The following is a 19,368-nucleotide window of genomic DNA, read 5'->3' as shown; positions in this document are numbered from 1 at the left end:
TTAGACGACCGCCCTGCGCAGCGCGGTGTGCCGACGAATCTCGCGTCGGGCGCTGCGGACCAGGCGCACGCTGAGCAGCAGGGCTGCGCAGCTCAGGCCGGCTATCAGGCCTTGCCATAGGCCGGCAGGGCCACTGGCGGCGCCCAGGTGGTCGGTCAGGCCGAGCAGATAACCCAGCGGCAAACCAATCCCCCAGTAAGCGAAGAGGGTGTAGACCATTGTAATGCGAGTGTCCTGATAGCCGCGCAACGCGCCGGCAGCCGTGACCTGAACCACATCGGAGAACTGAAACAACGCGGCGTAGAGGAACAGGCTGGCGGCGACGGCGATTACGGCCGGATCAGGGGTATAGATTCTCGCGATCTGCTCGCTGAACAGCAGCATGGCGCTGGCGGAAAAGCAGGCGTATACCAAGGCGGCGCCGATCCCGACGCCGGCGACAAAGCGAGCGTCGCGTGGGGCGTTACGGCCCAGCTCCTGACCAATGCGCACGGTCACCGCCATCCCCAGCGACAGTGGAATCATGAAGATCAGCGAAGTGAAGTTCAGTGCGATCTGGTGACCGGCGACGACCGTTGCCCCGAGGGCGCCGATCAGCAGGGCGATCACTGAGAAAATGCTGGCCTCGGCGAACACCGCGACGCCGATTGGCACGCCGACCGAAAGCAGATGACTCAGCATCGGCCAGCGTGGCCATTCGAAGTGGGAAAACAGCTGACTGGCCTGATAGGCCGGTGCGCGCTTAACCCAGACGCTCATCGCTATAAGCATGAACAGCATCACCAGTGCCGTGGAGACGCCGCAACCGACGCCGCCCATGGCCGGCACGCCGAACTTGCCGTAGATGAACACATAGTTCAGCGGAATGTTCAGCAGCAGGCCGAGGATACCGATCACCATACTCGGCCGAGGATGGCCCAGCCCGTCGCTGAAGCAGCGCAGCACCTGATACAGGGCGACAGCGGGAAATCCACAGGCGACGGCGCGCAGGTAGGCCATGGTCGGTTCGACCAGGGCCGGTTCGACACGCATCAGATGCAGGACGGGCTCTGCGTTCCACATCAATGATGCGCTGAGCACACCGATGCCGCCGCCCATCCACAACGCCTGACGAACCAGCGGGCCGATTTCGCCATGCCGCCCTGCGCCGAAGCGCTGCGCGACGTTCGGTGTGGTCGCCAGGGTGATTCCGCAGACGAGCAGATAGACCGGCACCCAGATCGAGTTGCCTAGCGCCACCGCGGCCAGGTCCTGCGGGCTTACGCGTCCGGCCATAACAGTATCGACGAAGCCCATCGCCGTGCTGGCCAGCTGGGCGATCATCATGGGTAGGGCGAGGGCAAAGAGGGTGCGCAATTCGAGGCGGACCCGTCTGAGTCTGAGCTCAGTGGGCATTACAGGGCGTTCCGGTTGTATACAAGAAGCGCGCTAGTCTACGCCGCGTGGCTACGCACAGGAAGGCGGTAAAGCAGTGGCAAGCCGTCTAGAATGTTGTCCCCCCCAACCGGAGCCGTGCAATGCCTATCCTCGCCGATGAAAACATTCCGCTGGTCGATGAGTTCTTTGCCGGTTTCGGCGAGATTCGTCGCATGCCGGGCCGCAGCATCAATCGAGCCGCGCTGGAGAATGTCGACGTGCTGCTGGTGCGCTCGGTGACGCGGGTCGACCGCGAGTTGCTGGAAGGCAGCGCAGTGCGATTCGTCGGGACCTGCACGATAGGCACCGATCATCTGGATCTGGATTATTTCGAGCAGGCCGGCATCGCATGGGCCAGCGCGCCGGGGTGCAACGCGCGGGGCGTGGTCGACTATGTGCTGGGCAGCCTGCTTGCTTTGGCGGAGGTGCGCGGCGAAGTGCTGGCCCGGCGGCGTTTCGGAGTGGTCGGTGCCGGTGAGGTGGGCGAGCGGCTGGTCGAGGTGCTGCGGGGGCTTGGCTGGGACGTGCGCGTCTGCGATCCACCGCGGCAGGGCCGAGAGGCGGGCGATTTCGTCTCGCTGGATGAGATTCTCGCGGAGTGCGACGTGGTCAGCCTGCATACACCGCTGACCCTGGGGGGCGACTGGCCGACCTTTCACCTGTTCGATCAGGCGCGGCTGTCGAGGTTGCGACCCGGTACCTGGCTGATCAACGCCAGTCGGGGTGCTGTGGTGGACAATGCCGCGCTGCGCGACCTGCTACTGCAGCGGCCAGACATGGAAGCCGTGCTGGATGTCTGGGAAGGCGAGCCTCAGGTCGACGTCGCACTGGCCGGCTTGTGCCGTATCGCTACCCCGCACATCGCCGGGTACAGTCTGGACGGCAAGCTGCGCGGCACGGCGCAGATATACGCGGCGCTTTGCGCGGCGCGGGGTGTCGAACCGGCTATCGAACTGGCGCAGCTGACGCCCGGCCCAGCACTCACCGAGCTTGCATTCGCGTCGTCCGCAGAGTCCGCCGAGATGCTGGCCACACTGTGCCGGGCGGTCTACGACCCGCGGCGCGACGATGCCGATTTCCGCCGCAGCCTACTTGGCGATGAGGCGCAGCGTCGGGCCGGGTTCGATCTGCTGCGCAAACAGTATCCGCCGCGGCGCGAGATCGATGGCCTCAAGGTGCGGATCGGCGGGCACAACCCGGCGCTGGCTACGATAGTCGAAGCGCTTGGTGCGCGATTGCAAAGCTAACCGGCAGTTCGAGCGCAGCCCGGATGCAATTTCCATCCTGCTCCGCTAGCATTACCCGTCCTCTGCCTTCTCCCCCCGCGATGGTGTTATGAGTTATCAGGTTCTTGCACGTAAATGGCGTCCGCGCTCGTTCCGCGAAATGGTCGGCCAGACGCATGTGCTCAAGGCCCTGATCAACGCGCTGGATAACCAGCGCCTGCACCACGCGTACCTGTTCACCGGCACGCGAGGCGTGGGCAAGACGACCATTGCGCGGATCATCGCCAAGTGCCTGAACTGTGAAACCGGGGTCAGCTCTACGCCCTGTGGCGAGTGCTCGGTATGCCGCGAGATCGACGAGGGGCGTTTCGTCGATCTGATCGAGGTCGACGCCGCGAGTCGTACCAAGGTCGAGGACACCCGCGAGCTGCTGGACAACGTGCAGTACGCGCCAAGTCGCGGACGCTACAAGGTTTACCTGATCGACGAAGTGCACATGCTCTCGTCGCACTCATTCAATGCGCTGCTCAAGACCCTCGAGGAGCCGCCACCCCACGTCAAGTTCCTGCTGGCGACCACCGATCCGCAAAAGCTGCCGGTCACCATTCTTTCGCGCTGCCTGCAGTTCTCCTTGAAGAACATGCCGCCGGAGCGGGTAGTCGAACACCTCACTCATGTGCTGGGCGTCGAGAACGTTCCCTTCGAAGACGACGCGTTGTGGCTGCTGGGGCGTGCCGCCGATGGCTCGATGCGCGACGCGATGAGCCTGACCGATCAGGCGATCGCCTTTGGTGAAGGCAAGGTGCTGGCCGCCGATGTGCGCGCGATGCTCGGTACCCTTGATCATGGCCAGGTCTATGGCGTGCTGCAGGCGCTGCTCGAAGGTGATGCCCGGGCGTTGCTCGAGGCCGTTCGCCACCTGGCGGAGCAGGGACCGGACTGGGCCGGCGTGCTGGCCGAAGTCCTCAATGTGCTGCACCGAGTCGCCATCGCCCAGGCGCTGCCAGAGGCGGTAGACAATGGTCAGGGCGATCGTGATCGCGTGCTGGCGTTGGCCCAGGCGCTACCTGCCGAAGACGTGCAGTTCTACTATCAGATGGGATTGATCGGCCGGCGTGATCTGCCGCTGGCGCCTGACCCTCGCAGCGGTTTCGAAATGGTGCTGCTGCGCATGCTGGCATTTCGTCCCGCGGGCAGTGATGACGCGCCGCGAACACCGCTAAAGACACTGGGAATCAGCCCGGCCACAGCTGATTCCAAGCCCGCAGCGGTGGCCGACTCCGCTCCCGCTGGCGTGTCGTCCACTCCATCCCCTGCGATCGTCGCGCCTGCTGCGCCAGAGCCTGCTGCCGTTGCACCAGCCGTTACCACGTCAGCGAATGTGCCAGCCACCGCGCCCTCGACGGAGCCTTCGGTCGCCACTCAGCTGGTGGAAGCGCCGCCGGCAGCGCCTGTCGTCGATGTGCCGTGGAATGAGCCGCCTGACGTACCGCCTGTCGCGGTCGAGGCTGATGCCGTTCTGCCCGAATCTGTCCCGGTCGACGGCGCTGCCGATCACGTGGCGTCCGTGGTGCAAGTCGAAGAGCCGGATGATGACGAGCCGCCGCTGACGGACGAGGACTACTTCGAGGTCGAGAACCAGGCCGAGGCCTATCTGGACGAGCTGGAACACTCGAGGGATGAGCCGGAGCCTGTCGAGCCTCTGCCCGCGGTAGAGCCTGCGACCGGGCTGGCTGCCGAGTGGCTGGAGCTGTATCTCAAACTCGGCTTGTCCGGTCTTACCGGCAGCATTGCCGCCAACTGTACGTTGATTGCCGTGGAAGGCGACCGTTGGCTGATGCATCTCGATCCTGCGCAGAGTGCACTATTCAACCCCACGCAACAGCGGCGATTGAACGATGCCCTGAATCAATACCACGGGCGTACGCTACAGCTCGAGATCGTGCTGCAGAAGCCGGAGCAGGAAACTCCTGCGCAGGCCGCTCAGCGTCGCCGTGCCGAGCGGCAGCGCGCAGCAGAACAGTCGATTCACGCCGATCCTCTGGTCCAGCAGCTCATGCAGCAGTTCGCCGCAGTGATCCGCGAAGGCACCATCGAACCCGTAGAACACTCCGAAACCTGATTGAATTGAGGTGATTCCCATGATGAAAGGTGGCATGGCCGGCCTGATGAAGCAGGCGCAGCAAATGCAGGAAAAAATGCAGAAGATGCAGGAGGAGCTGGCGAACGCTGAGGTGACGGGCCAGTCTGGCGCCGGTCTGGTCAGCGTGGTGATGAACGGTCGCCATGACGTCAAGCGCGTCAGCCTCGACGACAGTCTGATGCAGGAAGACAAGGAAATCCTCGAAGACCTGATCGCTGCCGCCGTCAATGACGCGGTGCGCAAGATCGAGCAGAACAGCCAGGACAAGATGGCCGGCATGACCGCCGGCATGCAGCTTCCGCCGGGCTTCAAGATGCCGTTCTAAAAGCAGCTGAAAGCTTGAAGCCTGAAGCTGGAAGAAAGCGCTTGACCGGCGTGAGCCGCCGTTTCGCACACTGGCTTCCAGCTTCCAGCTTCCAGCTTCCAGCTTCCAGCTTCCAGCTTCCAGCTTCCAGCTTCCAGCTTCCAGCTTCCAGCTTCGAGATTTCCATGAGCTTCAGTCCCCTGATCCGCCAACTCATCGACGCCCTGCGCATTCTTCCCGGCGTGGGCCAGAAAACTGCACAGCGCATGGCGTTGCAGCTACTGGAGCGGGATCGCAGCGGTGGCTTGCGCCTGGCGCAAGCGCTGACCAAAGCGATGGAAGGGGTCGGCTACTGCCGGCAGTGCCGTACCCTGACCGAAGACGATCTATGTCCGCAATGCACCGACCCGCGGCGCGACGATTCGCTGCTCTGCGTGGTGCAGAGCCCAGTGGACGTTTTCGCTGTCGAGCAGACGGGATTTCGCGGGCGCTACTTCGTGCTCAAGGGGCATCTGTCGCCGCTCGATGGTTTGGGTCCTGAAGCGATCGGCATTCCTGAGCTTCTGGCGCGTGTTGCAGACGGTGCGTTCACAGAAGTCATTCTCGCGACAAATCCGACCGTGGAGGGCGAGGCGACGGCGCATTACATCGCGCAGATGCTGATTCCAAAGGGGCTGACCATCAGCCGAATCGCTCACGGCGTACCGTTGGGCGGCGAGCTGGACCTGGTTGATGGTGGAACCCTGGCCCATGCATTGGCTGGCCGCAAGACAATCAGCCTATAACCCGCAGTACTGACGATATGCCACCTCGGTAGTGCCGTTTCCTGAGTGATTCAGGTAAAGTTCTAAGCCGTCAATGTTAAATAACTAAAGCGAATATTGTCCTTCGTTCTGGTTATATGTACTGCTATCCGAATCGAGGTCGAAATGAAAGCGAAGCACTGGCTGGTTCCAGCTCTGCTGCTACTGAGCGCGTTTGCCCAGGCACAGGAGAAGTTCAAGGTAGGCTACATCCGCGTGATGGACGATGCCCAGGCCATGGTTGCACACGAGGCCGGTCTATATAAGAAGCATGGCCTTGACGTCGAGCTGATCGAGTTCAGCTCCGGTACCGACCTGATCAAGGCGATCGTCGGCGGGCAGTTGGATACCGGCGTCCTCGGCTTTACCAATGCGGTGGCGTGGGCCTCCAAAGGTGCGGATCTCAAGGTGGTAGGTGGTGCTCAGCAGGGCTACCACTCCATCGTGGCGCTTGAGAGTTCGGGCATCGAGAAGGTTGCCGACCTCAAGGGCAAGATCCTCGCCTCCCAGAAAGAGGGGAGCACTGCCGATGCAGTGCTGCGCGGCGTGACATTGAAGAATGCCGAGCTCAAGCCGAGCGACGTCAACATCATGGGTGTCAGTCCGGCTGTTGCGGTGCAGTCGCTGGTGTCTGGACGTGTCGATGCGGCGTTTCTGTTCGAGCCATATGACCGCATCGCACAGCTGGTTGCGCCGGTTCGGCAGGTCTACGAGATCGGTGAAGTCTGGCCATTCCCGTGCATGGTGGTGATCACTTCCGGCGACACCCTGACCAAGCGCAAGGATGTTGTCTGGAAGTCGCTGGACGCTCAGCGCGATGCCATCGAGATGCTCGACAAGCAGCCTGCCGAGGCAGCCAAGCTGATCGCCGATTACTTCATCGCTGAGCCGACACTGAAGACGCTCAAGCGTGGTGAGCTCGCTCGCGAGGTTGTCATTGAAGAGGCGATAGGCACCCAGACCTTCAGCGCCAAGCTTGGCGAGGACGATCTGGCGCGCATCCAGGAGCTGGCGGACATTCTGCAGGAGCTCGGTTCGCTGAAGACCCGCGATGGCAAGCCGTTCGACACCAGCGCCATCGTCGATCTGTCCTGGCAGGAAGCTCGCGAACTCTGATCGCTTGACTCTGGTTTGAAACTACACGGGCCCGGCCTTGCGCCGGGCCGTTTGCATCGCCCGCATTGCCGGGCAATTTCGTTTCTGGATTTGCGGATTTTTATGCAACTCAGGTTTGAAGAAGTAGACAAGCGCTTCGGGCAGCTCGAAGTCATCAAGGGCTTCAGCGGTGAGTTCGCCCAGGGTGAGCTGGTGGCTCTGGTTGGACCTTCGGGGTGCGGCAAGTCGACTCTGCTGCATCTGGTTGCCGGGCTGGAGAAGCCCAGTGCGGGCCGCGTGCTTGCCGATGAAAAGCCGATCACCGAGCCTAGCCCTCGACGTACGCTGGTGTTCCAGGAGCATGCCCTGTATCCCTGGCTCAGCCTGCAGGGCAACGTTGCCATGGCGCTGGAGTTGCAGGGCGTGGCCAAGTCCAGCGCATTCGAACAGGCACAGGCCTGGCTCGAGCGTGTCGGGCTCAATGGATTCGAGCATTACTACCCGCATCAGGTGTCCGGCGGCATGCGCCAACGCACGGCCCTTGCCCGTGCGTTCATCGCCAAACCGGAGGTGCTGTTGCTGGACGAACCCTTTGGCGCCCTCGATGCCCTGACCCGAATGGCCTTGCAGGATGTGCTGCGTGAATTGATCGAGGAGCACCAGCCGACGGTGCTACTGGTTACCCATGATGTCGATGAGGCCCTTTACCTGGCCGATCATGTTCTGGTGTTCAGCGCGCGGCCGACTCGCGTGCTGAAAACCTTCAACTTCACCCATTGCGAGAAGAGCCACGACCTGTCCGACTTCGCTGCCGAGCGTAAGGAAATTCTCAGTCTGCTGGGTATCAAGACGGAGGTAGCGCATCCATGAGCCAGGCACGACGTCTTACTGGCCCGAAGAAGTACCTTGCGGTCGTTCTGGCTATCCTGTTCATTCTTCTGATCTGGCAGGCTGCGGCATGGAGTCTGCCGGCCTTTCTGATGCCGGGTATCCCTACCGTCTTCGAGCGTCTGTTCAGCACTATCCAGGAGCCGGATTTCCGCGAAGGGCTTTACGGCAGCATGAGTCGCCTCGGCAGCGGCTACAGCTTCGCGCTGTTGTTCGGTATCGGTTTCGGCCTGGTGGGTGGGGTGCTGTTCTTCTTCCGCGAGATCTTGCGCTCGGCCATCGTCATCCTGCAGTCGATTCCGTCGATCGCCTGGGTGCCGCTGTTTCTGATCGTGATGGGTTTCGGCAATCTGCCCATCATCGTGGTGGTCGCCCTGGCGGCTTTCTTCCCGATGGCGCTGTCGGTGATGAATGCTACCGAGAGCGTGCAGCCGGTGCACGTCGCCGCGGCGCGGGTGATGGGTGCATCGCGCTGGCAACTGCTGCGCCGCGTTTATCTGCCCGCCGTGATGCCAGAGCTGATCACCGGCGCGCAGCTAGCCTTCGGTAACGCCTGGCGTGCGCTGATCTCTGCCGAGATGCTGATTGGTTTCGGTCAGGGGCTCGGGCGATCGCTCGCATACTCGGGCGAGATTGCTGACATGGTGGGCGTGATGATGAACATTCTGGTGATCGCCATTCTCGCCACGCTGATCGATCAGGTTGTACTGGAGAAGTTCAAGCAGCGCATGCTTCGCTATCAGTACGTCTGAGGCCATTACATGTCTGTTCCCTCGCGCATTGCCATATGGCTCGTCCTGTTGATGCCGGTGGCGTCGATGGCAGAGTCGCTGCGGGTGCAGCTGCCCGAACATCGGGTGCTGTCCAGCAGCGAAACGGAGAGTTTCGAATCGGCGTTGATCGAGCAATTGGCGAAAGCGCTTGGGCGTTCCGGGGCTGCTGTCGCTCGCGCCGATGACGCCGAAGTGCGCCTGGTCGCAGGCGATCGGGTCGGTCCGGCCACCTACTATCATGCTGTGCCTGCCGCGCTAAGCGCGACGGAAGGTGGCTTGGTTGCCTGGTCCGATCTTCAGGGGCAGACGGTTTGCGTCAATCATGCGAGTCCATACGGAGCGTTGCTGAGCGAGCGCTTCGCGGCGCTGCCTCGGGAATATCCGAGCGCGGCGCATGCGCTGATCGGACTCAAGCTTGGTGAATGTGTTGCGGTTGTCGAAGACGACCTGCTGCTGATGGAGATCGCCACTCTGCCGGAGTGGCGGCGCTACAAGCACCTGTTGCCGTCGCTTGCCGATGTCGGGAGGCCGCTCGGCCTGAACGCCGATGACGCTAATCTGCAGCAGCAGATCAATGCGCTCTTGGCGCAGTGGTCAGCAGAGGGGCGGTTGGCGGGGCTGATTCAGCAATGGGTCGATGAGGTGGCGTTTCAGGCATACGTGTTGGCCGATATGCTGGACTGCCACTGATTCGGTGGTTCGGCTTCGATGGCCGGTTTCAGCGTTCGTTCTTGAGTATCTGCGGTAGCATCCGCTGCAAGCCATCCAGTTTCAGCGGGGCACGGATATGCCCGCGCAGGCTGCCATCCGGTGCGACCAAAGCCAGATTACCGCTGTGACTGACACTGTAGTCACCCTCTGTTTCGAGCGCCGGAACGAAAGGGAGGCCCAGGGCCTTCGATAGCTTTTGCAGCTTCTCCATTTCACCGGTCAAGCCGCTGAAGCCGGCGCGGTAATAACTCAGATAGGCCTTCAGTTGTTCCGGCGTATCGCGCGCGGGGTCGGCACTGACCAATACCACCTGCAGTTGTTCGCGTGTCTCGGGCGGTAGCTGGTTGAGTAGCCGACGCATGTCGCTCAGCGTGGTCGGGCAGATGTCGGGGCAGGCGGTAAAGCCGAAAAACAGGATATGCCAGCGTCCCTGCAGCGACGAAGTGCTGAAGGGCTGGCCGTTCTGGTCGATCAGTTCGAGCTGCGGAATGGGCCGTTCACGTGGCAGTAGAAGGATATTCGCCTGGTCCAGCAGTGCATCGCGATCGAGCGCGAACCCGGGGGGAGTACAGGCCAGCGCTAAGATAAGCAGGCTGCGTCTTAGTGTCATCAACACGGGCAGATCCTTCACCTAGCAGCGGCGCGGAAAGTTTCGCCGTCAGCGGTCGCTTAGGGCGAAGGCGGTCAGTGTGAACGTGGGAATGCCGATGTCCTGAAGCTTCTGCGATCCGCCCAGTTCGGGCAAATCGATGATGGCAGCGGCCTCATGAATGCTCGCGCGCATGCGTCGTACAAGCTGCGCGGCGGCTAGCAGGGTTCCGCCAGTGGCGATCAGGTCATCGAACAGCAGGACCGAATCGCCTTCGCAGAGGCTGTCGGCGTGAATCTCCAAGTGAGCTTCGCCGTATTCGGTGCAATAGGACTGCGACAGCACGTCCGCGGGCAGCTTGCCTTGCTTGCGAAAGAGCACCAGCGGCTTGTTCAGCTCGTAGGCCAGGATCGAGCCGACCAGGAAGCCTCGCGCATCGAGCGCGCCGATATGCGTGAAATCGGCCTCCACATAGCGCTGGATGAAGCTGTCGGCGACCATGCGTAGTGCTTTGGGCGACTGGAACAGCGGGGTGATGTCGCGGAATACCACGCCTGGGCGTGGGAAATCCTGCACCGGGCGGATCAAGGTCTTGATGCTGAATTCGTCGAAGATCATCGGACTGCTACTCCAAACGCGGCTCAGACGTCCATGGCGCCGCCAGCGAGGGCGCACAGTCCGATGGAATCCAGAATGCGTACTTCCTTACCTTCGGCCTCGAGCAAGCCATTCTGCTGAAAACGGGTGAATACGCGGGAAACGGTCTCGACTGCCAAGCCCAGGTAGTTGCCGATCTCGTTGCGCGACATGGGCAGACGGAACTGGTTGGCGGAGAAGCCGCGTGCGCTGAAGCGCGCGGAAAGGTTGATGAGGAAGGTCGCGATGCGCTCGTCGGCGGTCTTTTTCGACAGCAGCAACATCATCTGCTGATCGTCGCGAATTTCGCGACTCATGATGCGCATGAGCTGACGACGCAGCTGCGGCAGCAGGACGCTCAGCTCGTCGAGCCGTTCGAAGGGGATTTCGCAAACCGAGGTGGTTTCCAATGCCTGCGCGGTGACCGGGTAGCTTTCGGTATCCATACCGGAAAGACCGACCAGCTCGCTGGGCAGGTGGAAGCCGGTGATCTGCTCCTCGCCGCCATCGGTGACGCTGAATGTGCGCAATGCGCCGGAGCGTACGGCGAATACGGAACTGAATACGTCGCCCTGGCGGAACAGGGTTTCGCCTTTCTTCAGGGGACGGCCGCGTTTGACGATGTCGTCCAAAGCGTCCATGTCCTGCATGTTCAGCGACAGGGGCAGGCATAGCCCGGACAGGCTGCAATCCTTGCAATGAGCTTGCCGCTGCGCACGGACCTTGATCGATTCGGACATAGAGGGCTTCCTGGAAACCTGGTTATAGCGCGCAAGGTTAACTCAGGACGTCGGCGATGGCCAATCGGCTCAAGGGTCGCAGGGCAATCATTTGGACGATAGTCTGAGGCGCTCTAGGTCAGGCGCGACTGGCTTGGCTAGCCTGCTCGGGAAGATAGTGGTCGAAGAGCATGCATATCGAGCGAACCAGCAGCCGGCCAGCAGGCTGGATCAGCAGATGGCTGTCGCTAATCTCGATCATTCCATCAGCGGCCATCTGCTCGAGCATCGGCCAGGCTTCGGCGAAGTACTGCCTGAACTCGATATCGTGGTCACTCTCGATCTGCGCGAAGCTCAGCTCGAAATCGCAGATCAGCGACTGGATGACGGCGCGGCGGATATGGTCGTCCTGATTGCAGCGCAAGCCTCTGGCGGTGGCAAGCTGATGCTGATCCAGCTGATATTGATATTGCGTGATATCGCTGGTGTTCTGGCAGTAGAGATCACCGATCTGACTGATGGCCGAAACACCGAGACCGACCAGATCGCAATGTCCATGGGTGGTGTAGCCCTGGAAGTTGCGTTGCAGGCTGCCGTCCTCTTGCGCCATCGCCAGCTCATCGTCGGGTAGGGCGAAGTGGTCCACGCCGATATAGCGATAGCCCGCGTCGGTGAGCAGATGGATGCTTTGCTCCAGCATGGCCAGTTTTTCGGCGGGCGCCGGCAGGTCGTTGCTGCTGATACGCCGTTGCGGCGCGTATTGCTCGGGTAGATGGGCATAGTTGAACAGCGAGAGCCGGTCCGGCTGCAGGTCGATGATCGCCTCCACAGTCCTGCCGAAGCCTGCCGGCGTCTGCAGTGGCAGGCCGTAAATCAGGTCGATGCTCAGCGAATGGTATTGCAGCGTGCGGGCCGCCTCGATGATGGTGCGGGTTTGCTCCAGGGTCTGCATGCGATTTATGGCGCGCTGGACATCCGGGTCCAGATCCTGCACGCCGATGCTGATGCGGTTGAAGCCCAGTTCGCGGAGCAGTCCGATGGTTGGCCAATCCGCTTCCCGGGGGTCGATTTCGATGCTGAAGTCGCCGTGATCATCGTCCTGCAGGTTGAAGTGCTGGCGCAGATGACCCATCAGCCGCCGCAGTTGATCATGGCTGAGAAACGTAGGTGTGCCGCCGCCAAAGTGCAGCTGCTCGACGACTTGGTCCTTGCCCAGGTGGCAGGCGATCAGCTCGATTTCCTTCTCGAGACGTTCCAGATAGGGCTGTGCACGTGTCCGGTCGTTGGTCACCACCTTGTTGCGGCCGCAGTAGTAACAGGCGTTGGCACAGAATGGCAGGTGAACGTACAGCGACAACGGACGTGACGCCTGGCGGCTGCCGCGCAATGCGTGCAGCAGGTCGAATGAGCCGATCTTTTCATTGAACTGGGCCGCGGTCGGGTATGACGTATAGCGCGGGCCGGCCTGATCGGAACGACGGATCAGGTCGGAATCCCAGCGAATGGAATCGAGCATGTGGCGTTCCCGGTCATGACGGCGGTCGCTGGATTCTAGGGTCAGGGCATTGCGGCGGACTTGACCTGTATCAAACTTGATCCGACCCTAGCGCGTTGGGCCAGATCGGCGCCGACATCCGAAAGGATCGGGCTGATTGGCGGTCAGATGATCACGTCAGCGTCTTATGCTTCAGCAGCGCCTTCATATCGCCAGAGGAGAGATTCATGCACAGCCGCCAGCAGGAAATCGCAACCGCGCTCAACGTCTGCGCACCATTTACCGGGCCGGATTCGGTACAGGCCGAGATCGATCGTCGGGTGAGCTTCATCCAGTCCTGCTTGCGCGAGTCGGGTCTGAAGACATTGGTGCTCGGGATCAGTGGTGGCGTCGATTCGACCACGGCGGGCCTGCTGGCCCAGCGAGCGGTCACCCGCATGCGCGAGGCGGGCGAAGGCGACGACTATCGCTTCATCGCCGTGCGCCTGCCTTATCAGGTGCAGCATGACGAGCATGAAGCGCAGCTGGCGGTGGATTCGATCAAGCCCGACGAGTGCCACACCGTGAACATCGGCACCGCGGTGCTGGGCCTGGCTGCCGCCACGCAGGCGCTCGATCCTTTGAGCCCTGCGCAGCGTGATTTCGTGCTGGGCAATACCAAGGCGCGGATGCGCATGGTCGCTCAGTACACCATCGCCAATGCGCGCCAGGGCCTGGTCATCGGTACCGATCATGCGGCGGAGGCGGTGATGGGTTTCTTCACCAAGTTCGGTGATGGTGCCTGCGACCTGACGCCGCTGGCGGGTTTGGTGAAAGATCAGGTTCGGCAGATAGCTGCGGCATTGGGCGCTCCCGATCAGCTGGTGCACAAGGTTCCAACAGCGGATCTCGAAGAGCTGTCACCCGGCAAGCCTGATGAGGCCGCTCATGGTGTCAGCTACCGCAACATCGATGATTTTCTGCAGGGTAAGCCGGTGCCGGACGAGGCCGCCCGAATCATCATCGACACCTACGACAAGACGGCGCACAAGCGCCAGCTGCCCAAGGAGCCCTGAGTGCTCGCAAGCCTTCCGCTAGTGCGTGTGTGTCTCGTGGGACGGCGCTGAGCCATGCCCCATCAGCCACTGCTGATGAGGGCCTGGCAGCGTCCAGATACCGAACAGAATCACCATTATCCCGCCGGCGACACGCACGCCACGCTTGCGTAGCAACGCTGTCAATCGCTCGGCAGCAAGGCCGGTGGCAAGCAACACCGGCCAGGTGCCGATGCCGAACGCCAGCATCAGCAAGGCGCTATCCACCGCGTCGCCCTGGCTGGCCGACCACAGCAAGGTACTGTAGACCAGGCCGCACGGCAGCCAGCCCCATAGGGCACCCAGTATCAGGGCGCGTGGAAAGCTGGTGACGGGCATGAGTCTGCTGGCGATCGGCTGGATATGACGCCAGATTCCGCGCCCCAGCGCTTCGATGCGCGTCAGGCCGCTCCACCAGCCGGCGAGGTACAGGCCCATGGTGATCAGTAGAAGTGCGGCGACCACCCGTAACGCCATGGCCGCCGGGCTGTTGGCAATGGCCCAGCCCGCCAGGCCGATAAGGAATCCGGCAACGGCATAGCTCGATACGCGTCCGAGGTTGTAGGCGACCAGGAGGCGCAGGCGCCTGCCGCGCTGGTCCGGGGGGATGGCCATGGTCAGCGCACCCATCAGGCCGCCGCACATGCCCAGGCAATGGCCACCACCCAGTAGTCCCAGGACCAGTGCAGACAGCAGCAGGGGCAGCAGTTCAGTCACCTTTGCGTTGCTCCGGCTGATCTTCCGAGGACTCCGCTGCATCGGTTGCGGAAGGCTTCTGCGGCTCGTCATCGTCGAACAGGATGCTGTGGGCCGGACCGTCGAGGTCGTCGAACTGCCCGCTGTCCACTGCCCAGAAGAATACATAGATCGCAACGGCCACCAGGACCACGGCAACGGGGATGAGGATGTACAGAGCGGCCATCAGGACCTCCAGGATCCGAAGCGAAGTCTATAGCTGCGTAAAGTGCGCCGCTGCGCCAATGACGGGCGACCGTACCGCGTTGCAGCAGATTCAGCCTTGACTTGCCGGCTGACGTGTCAGTCGCAAGGCGTTCAACACCACCAGGAGCGAGCTGAGCGACATTCCCAGTGCGGCCCATAGTGGGGTGACCCAGCCAAAGGCGGCGAAGGGTAGGATCAGGCCATTGTACAGGCTGGCCCAGGCCAGGTTCTCGATGATGATGCGGCGGCTGCGGCGCGCAACGTCGAACGCCTGCGCCAAGCTGCCGAGACGGTTGGATAGCAGCACCGCATCGGCACTGGTCTTGGCCAGGTCGGTCGCCGAGCCCATGGCAACACTGATATCCGCCGCGGCCAGCACCGGGACGTCGTTGACGCCATCGCCGAGCATCAGAACCCGATGCCCAGTGGCCTGCAATTCCTGCAGCCGGGAGAGCTTGGCAGCCGGCGTCATGCCCCCTTCCGCCTGGTCGATGCCGAGTTCGCGAGCAATCTGGCCGACCATCGGTGAGCTGTCACCGGACAGCAGTAGCGTCTGCCAGCCACGGGCGCGGCAGGCCTCGAGCAATGCCGGCGCATCGTCGCGAAGCCGGTCGTCCAATACCAGCCAGGCCAGCGGACCATGCTCGTCGCCCAGCAACAGCCATTGCCCCTGATCACCGGGAATGGCGGGTGCCGGTTGGGCAAAACCTTCGGCGACGAAGCTGGGCTGGCCGATCCGCAGACTGCGGCCTTCGACGCTGCCTTGCAGGCCAAGGCCAGGTACTGTTTCGACCGATTCAGCCGCCAGCGGCGCACGACCGAAGGCGCGGGCGATCGGGTGTTCGGAACGGTTCTCGAGGGCTGCGGCCAGCGCCAGGCAGGCATCGGCATCCAATGCTCCGAGCGGGTGTACGGCGCTGAGGGTCAGGCGGCCCTCGGTCAGGGTGCCGGTCTTGTCGAACACCACGGTATCGATATGATTCAAGCCTTCGAGCACATGCCCACGGGTCAGCAGCAGGCCGAGTTTGTGCAGTGTGCCGGTGGCCGTGGTGAGCGCTGTGGGCGTTGCCAGCGACAGCGCGCAGGGGCAGGTCGCGACGAGCAATGCCAGAACGATCCAGAACGCGCGTTGCGGATCGATCTGCCACCAGGCCAGTCCGACGATGGTTGCGACCAGCAGCACCACCAGCAAAAACCACTGCGCGACGCGATCGGCCAGTTCGGCAAGCTTCGGTTTGTCCGCCTGAGCGCGCTCCAGCAGGCGGACGATGGCAGACAGGCGGGTGTCGTCACCCAGAGCCTGGACTTCCACGGTCAGCGGGCCTTCGACGTTCAGCGTACCGGCGGTCACCGCGTCGTCCACGCCGCGGGGCAGGGGCAGATACTCACCGGTCAGTACCGATTCATCGACGCTGGACTGGCCGCTGATGATGAGGCCATCTGCCGGAATCAACGCACCGGGTTGCACCAGTACGCGGTCGCCGAGCTGCAGCTCGCTGAGCAGGATGCGATTGCTGTGGCCGTCCGCGTCGAGTTTCAGGCAGGACGCAGGCAGCAGATTGACCAGTTGCGCGGTGGCGGCCGCGGTGCGCTCGCGCGCGCGCCGCTCCAGGTAGCGCCCGGCCAGCAGGAACAGGGCGAACATGCCCACCGCGTCGAAGTAGAGCTCCCCCTGGCCGGTGATCGTGGACCAGATACCGGCGACATACGCACCGCCGATCGCCAGCGACACTGACACGTCCATGGTCAGGTGGCGGGTGCGCAGATCGCGCAATGCCCCTTTGAAGAAGTCGGTGCAGCAGTAGAAGACGATCGGCGTGGTGAGCAGCAGGGCAGTCCAGCGCAGAGTGACGAAGAAGCTCTCCGACAGATCCAGATTGAATTCGGGCCAGGTGGCCATGGTGGCCATCATCACCTGCATCCACAGCAGCCCGGCAACGCCCAGCTGGCGCAGTGAGCGGCGGTTCTCACTGGCCAGGCGTTCGGCAGCCTGGTCGGCCTGGTACGGGTGTGCTGCGTAGCCGATCCGGCGCAGCTCGCCGAGTAGTTCGCTGAGCGGCAGCTGGGCATCGCTCCAGCGTACGTTCAGGCGATGATTGGACAGGTTGAGGCTGGCTTCGGCGACGCCATCCAGGTTGCGCAAGTGGCGCTCGATCAGCCAGCCGCAGGCGGCGCAGCTGATCCCTTCGATCATCAGCGAAGTGCTTGCCAGATCGCCCTGGTGTTGTACGAACGGCTGTTGGACGTCCTCGCGGTCGTACAGCGCCATCTCTTCGCTCAGTTCCTGAGGCAGGGTCTGTGGGTTGATGGCGGTGTCGCTGCGGTGCTGGTAGTAGCTCTCCAGCCCGCCTTTGACGATGGCTTCGGCAACGGCCTGGCAGCCTGGGCAGCACAAGGCCCGCGTCTCACCCAGCACGCGGGCCTGGAACGGGCTGCCGGCCGGCACCGGCAGGCCGCAGTGGTAGCAGGGGAGAGGCTTTGCCATCAGTGGCTCAAGGCTTCAGTTCGAGGGCGCGGCCGGTTTCGATGGTTTTTTCTCCGTACAGGCGCCAGTCCTGATCACCTTCGCGACCGAGCAGCTCGATGAAGCGGCGGCCACTGATCGATTCCTGCATCTGGCCCTGATAGATGCCGTCGCCCTGCGGCTGCAGGATGATGCGGCGGTCACGCTCGGGCTGGGTCGGAGAGATCAGGTTGAGCACCAGTTGCTGCGGGCGGCTCGCACCGCTCAGTTGCACTTCGGCCAGGCCGCGCTCGTCATTCAGGGCGATGCGTGCCTGCATCTCCAGGCGCTCTGCCAGTTTCTCGCGCTCCAGCGACTGGTTGATGCCCTTGCCGGCGTCGTAATAGTTGTCCGCGACCAAGGTGTCGGCATTCTTGATCGCCAACGTCAGCAGAGACACGCCCAGTATCACGGAGCTGAGCAGGATGGCGATGACAAACCAGGCCCAGAACTGGGTGTACCAACGCGTTTGTTCGTTATCAGAGCGCATGCATTACCTTACTTAGCGGATGCTCGGGCCGATGAAACGGCTGTCTGCATCGTCGGTTATCGAGTCGTCGTCTGCCGAGCGAATGTGGAAGACGATTTCATTGGTACTCGAGGGCAGTTTCTCGGCGGCGATGGACAGCTCGACCGGGATCGTCACAAGTTCGCCGCCTTCGGCGCGAATCTCGCTGCGACCTTCGTAGACGAGGCCGTCGAGGCCGGTCGCTTCGATGACGAAGGTCTGTTCGCGCTGGGCCTTGTTCATCACCTTGAGGGTGTAGACGTTTTCGATGTTGCCCTGCTCGTTCTCGCGGTAGAGCACGCGATCCTTGAGCACGTCGAGTTTTACCAGCGGGCGATCATACACGGCATAGGCGAACAGCCCCATCATGGCCACCAGCGCGATGGCATAGCCGATCAGGCGCGGGCGCAGCAGATGAGTCTTCTGCCCGGACAGGTTGTGTTCGGTGGTGTAGCTGATCAGCCCGCGCGGGTAGTTCATCTTGTCCATGATGGCGTCGCAGGCGTCGATACAGGCCGCGCAGCCGATGCATTCGATCTGCAGGCCGTCGCGGATGTCGATCCCGGTCGGGCAGACCTGTACGCACATGGTGCAGTCGATGCAGTCGCCAAGGCCCATGGCCTTGTAGTCGGCGTCTTTCTTGCGCGGTCCACGCTTCTCGCCGCGCCGCGGGTCGTAGGAAACGATAAGGGTGTCCTTGTCGAACATCACGCTCTGGAAGCGCGCGTAGGGACACATGTAGATGCACACCTGCTCACGCAGATAGCCGGCATTGCCGTAGGTGGCGAGCGTGAAGAAGGCCACCCAGAACAGGGCCCAGCCGCCAACCTGCAGGGTGAGCAGGTCAGGTACCAGTTCGCGGATGGGGGTGAAGTACCCGACGAAGGTGACTCCCGTCGCGAACGACACGGCGAGCCAGATGCCGTGCTTGCCCAGCTTGCGGATGAACTTGTTGCCGCTCATGGGCGCCTTGTCCAGCTTCATGCGCTGGTTGCGGTCACCCTCGGTGACCTTCTCGGCCCACATGAAAACCCAGGTGAACACGCTCTGCGGGCAGGTATAGCCACACCAGACGCGTCCGGCGAACACGGTGATGAAGAACAGGCCGAAGGCACAGATGATCAGCAGCCATGACAACAGCATGAAGTCCTGAGGCCAGAAGGTTGCCCCGAAGACGTGGAATTTGCGCTCCGGAAGATCCCACCAGACAGCCTGTCGGCCGTTCCAGTTGATCCACGCGGTGCCGAAATAAAGGATGAAGAGAACCGCTCCGCCGACGCGGCGGACATTGCGAAACAGGCCGGAGAAGGCTCGGGTGTAGATTTTTTCACGCGCGGCGTAGAGGTCTGCCGACGCTCCTGCCTTGGACGGGGGGGTTACATCACGAACGGGGATCTGCTCAGTCATCGAGTGCGTACCACGGCGGAAGGTGGGTGTCCTGGCCGATGCGTGCCGACCAGGATCATTTTTCTGTCCAGCTGCGAATGGTACGCCCGGAGCGTTGAGGCCAAGTGCGACAGGTCGTCGCTATTGGCCTCGAAAAA

19 protein-coding genes are annotated in these 19,368 nt (G+C 62.4%); 9 read left to right on the top strand and 10 right to left on the bottom strand.

The genetic code is table 11. From position 1 onward, the window contains the following. Window positions 1–1,395 (bottom strand): MATE family efflux transporter, encoded by a 1,395-nt coding sequence (locus tag P5704_003615; GenBank protein ID WOF79599.1) that lies wholly within the window; start codon window positions 1,393–1,395, stop codon window positions 1–3. Window positions 1,396–1,517: 122 nt separating this feature from the next. Here P5704_003615 and pdxB point away from each other — a divergent pair, with 122 nt between their 5' ends. The 8 genes from pdxB (at window position 1,518) to P5704_003575 (ending at window position 9,338) form a co-directional block, all read left to right on the top strand. Next, window positions 1,518–2,663, top strand: a complete 1,146-nt coding sequence (gene pdxB / locus P5704_003610; GenBank protein WOF79598.1) for a 4-phosphoerythronate dehydrogenase PdxB — start codon at window positions 1,518–1,520, stop codon at window positions 2,661–2,663. Window positions 2,664–2,751: 88 nt separating this feature from the next. Beyond that, window positions 2,752–4,764, top strand: a complete 2,013-nt coding sequence (gene dnaX / locus P5704_003605; protein ID WOF79597.1) for a DNA polymerase III subunit gamma/tau — start codon at window positions 2,752–2,754, stop codon at window positions 4,762–4,764. A 19-nt stretch (window positions 4,765–4,783) separates the two neighbouring features. Further along, the gene (locus tag P5704_003600; protein WOF79596.1) at window positions 4,784–5,110 is read left to right on the top strand and encodes a YbaB/EbfC family nucleoid-associated protein; all 327 of its coding nucleotides are present in this window, start codon (window positions 4,784–4,786) and stop codon (window positions 5,108–5,110) included. 164 nt (window positions 5,111–5,274) lie between these two features. Further along, the gene (gene recR / locus P5704_003595; GenBank protein ID WOF81164.1) at window positions 5,275–5,874 is read left to right on the top strand and encodes a recombination mediator RecR; all 600 of its coding nucleotides are present in this window, start codon (window positions 5,275–5,277) and stop codon (window positions 5,872–5,874) included. 144 nt (window positions 5,875–6,018) lie between these two features. After that, window positions 6,019–7,008, top strand: a complete 990-nt coding sequence (locus P5704_003590; GenBank protein WOF79595.1) for an ABC transporter substrate-binding protein — start codon at window positions 6,019–6,021, stop codon at window positions 7,006–7,008. A 102-nt stretch (window positions 7,009–7,110) separates the two neighbouring features. Then, window positions 7,111–7,857, top strand: a complete 747-nt coding sequence (locus P5704_003585) for an ABC transporter ATP-binding protein (GenBank protein ID WOF79594.1) — start codon at window positions 7,111–7,113, stop codon at window positions 7,855–7,857. Further along, a complete protein-coding gene (locus tag P5704_003580) occupies window positions 7,854–8,627 on the top strand; it encodes an ABC transporter permease (protein ID WOF79593.1) in 774 nt (257 codons plus the stop codon). Before P5704_003585 ends, P5704_003580 begins: the two co-directional genes overlap by 4 nt. A gap of 9 nt (window positions 8,628–8,636) precedes the next feature. Then, window positions 8,637–9,338 carry a transporter substrate-binding domain-containing protein gene (locus tag P5704_003575; GenBank protein WOF79592.1) on the top strand — a complete coding sequence of 234 codons (702 nt, stop codon included), beginning with the start codon at window positions 8,637–8,639 and terminating at the stop codon, window positions 9,336–9,338. A 28-nt stretch (window positions 9,339–9,366) separates the two neighbouring features. On the opposite strand, the gene P5704_003570 is transcribed toward P5704_003575, so the two are convergent. The 4 genes from P5704_003570 to hemN all read right to left on the bottom strand — a co-directional run bounded on the left by P5704_003570 (window position 9,367) and on the right by hemN (window position 12,819). Beyond that, window positions 9,367–9,975 carry an SCO family protein gene (locus P5704_003570; protein ID WOF81163.1) on the bottom strand — a complete coding sequence of 203 codons (609 nt, stop codon included), beginning with the start codon at window positions 9,973–9,975 and terminating at the stop codon, window positions 9,367–9,369. A 42-nt stretch (window positions 9,976–10,017) separates the two neighbouring features. Then, on the bottom strand, window positions 10,018–10,566 hold the full coding sequence (locus tag P5704_003565; GenBank protein WOF79591.1) for an adenine phosphoribosyltransferase: 549 nt from the start codon (window positions 10,564–10,566) through the stop codon (window positions 10,018–10,020). Window positions 10,567–10,589: 23 nt separating this feature from the next. Further along, window positions 10,590–11,324, bottom strand: a complete 735-nt coding sequence (gene fnr / locus P5704_003560) for a fumarate/nitrate reduction transcriptional regulator Fnr (protein WOF79590.1) — start codon at window positions 11,322–11,324, stop codon at window positions 10,590–10,592. 118 nt (window positions 11,325–11,442) lie between these two features. Beyond that, window positions 11,443–12,819 (bottom strand): oxygen-independent coproporphyrinogen III oxidase, encoded by a 1,377-nt coding sequence (gene hemN / locus P5704_003555; GenBank protein ID WOF79589.1) that lies wholly within the window; start codon window positions 12,817–12,819, stop codon window positions 11,443–11,445. A 206-nt stretch (window positions 12,820–13,025) separates the two neighbouring features. On the opposite strand from hemN, the gene nadE reads away from it, so the two are divergent. Then, complete coding sequence (nadE, locus tag P5704_003550) at window positions 13,026–13,853, top strand: ammonia-dependent NAD(+) synthetase (GenBank protein ID WOF79588.1); 828 nt, start codon at window positions 13,026–13,028, stop codon at window positions 13,851–13,853. Window positions 13,854–13,871: 18 nt separating this feature from the next. On the opposite strand, the gene P5704_003545 is transcribed toward nadE, so the two are convergent. The 5 genes from P5704_003545 to ccoG all read right to left on the bottom strand — a co-directional run bounded on the left by P5704_003545 (window position 13,872) and on the right by ccoG (window position 19,231). After that, window positions 13,872–14,588, bottom strand: coding sequence for a sulfite exporter TauE/SafE family protein (locus P5704_003545; protein ID WOF79587.1), 717 nt, complete (start codon window positions 14,586–14,588; stop codon window positions 13,872–13,874). Further along, window positions 14,581–14,793, bottom strand: coding sequence for a cbb3-type cytochrome oxidase assembly protein CcoS (ccoS, locus tag P5704_003540; protein WOF79586.1), 213 nt, complete (start codon window positions 14,791–14,793; stop codon window positions 14,581–14,583). Before ccoS ends, P5704_003545 begins: the two co-directional genes overlap by 8 nt. A 90-nt stretch (window positions 14,794–14,883) precedes the next feature. Next, window positions 14,884–17,298 (bottom strand): heavy metal translocating P-type ATPase, encoded by a 2,415-nt coding sequence (locus P5704_003535; protein ID WOF79585.1) that lies wholly within the window; start codon window positions 17,296–17,298, stop codon window positions 14,884–14,886. Window positions 17,299–17,305: 7 nt separating this feature from the next. Then, a complete protein-coding gene (locus tag P5704_003530) occupies window positions 17,306–17,806 on the bottom strand; it encodes a FixH family protein (protein WOF79584.1) in 501 nt (166 codons plus the stop codon). Window positions 17,807–17,818: 12 nt separating this feature from the next. Next, complete coding sequence (gene ccoG / locus P5704_003525) at window positions 17,819–19,231, bottom strand: cytochrome c oxidase accessory protein CcoG (GenBank protein WOF79583.1); 1,413 nt, start codon at window positions 19,229–19,231, stop codon at window positions 17,819–17,821. Window positions 19,232–19,368: the final 137 nt, after the last annotated feature.

Source organism: Pseudomonas sp. FeN3W (genome assembly GCA_030263805.2).
In the GTDB taxonomy this organism is placed as follows: Bacteria; Pseudomonadota; Gammaproteobacteria; order Pseudomonadales; family Pseudomonadaceae; genus Stutzerimonas; species Stutzerimonas stutzeri_G.
Note: the sequence above shows the minus strand (reverse complement) of the source record. Positions and strands in the feature narration are given on the sequence as shown.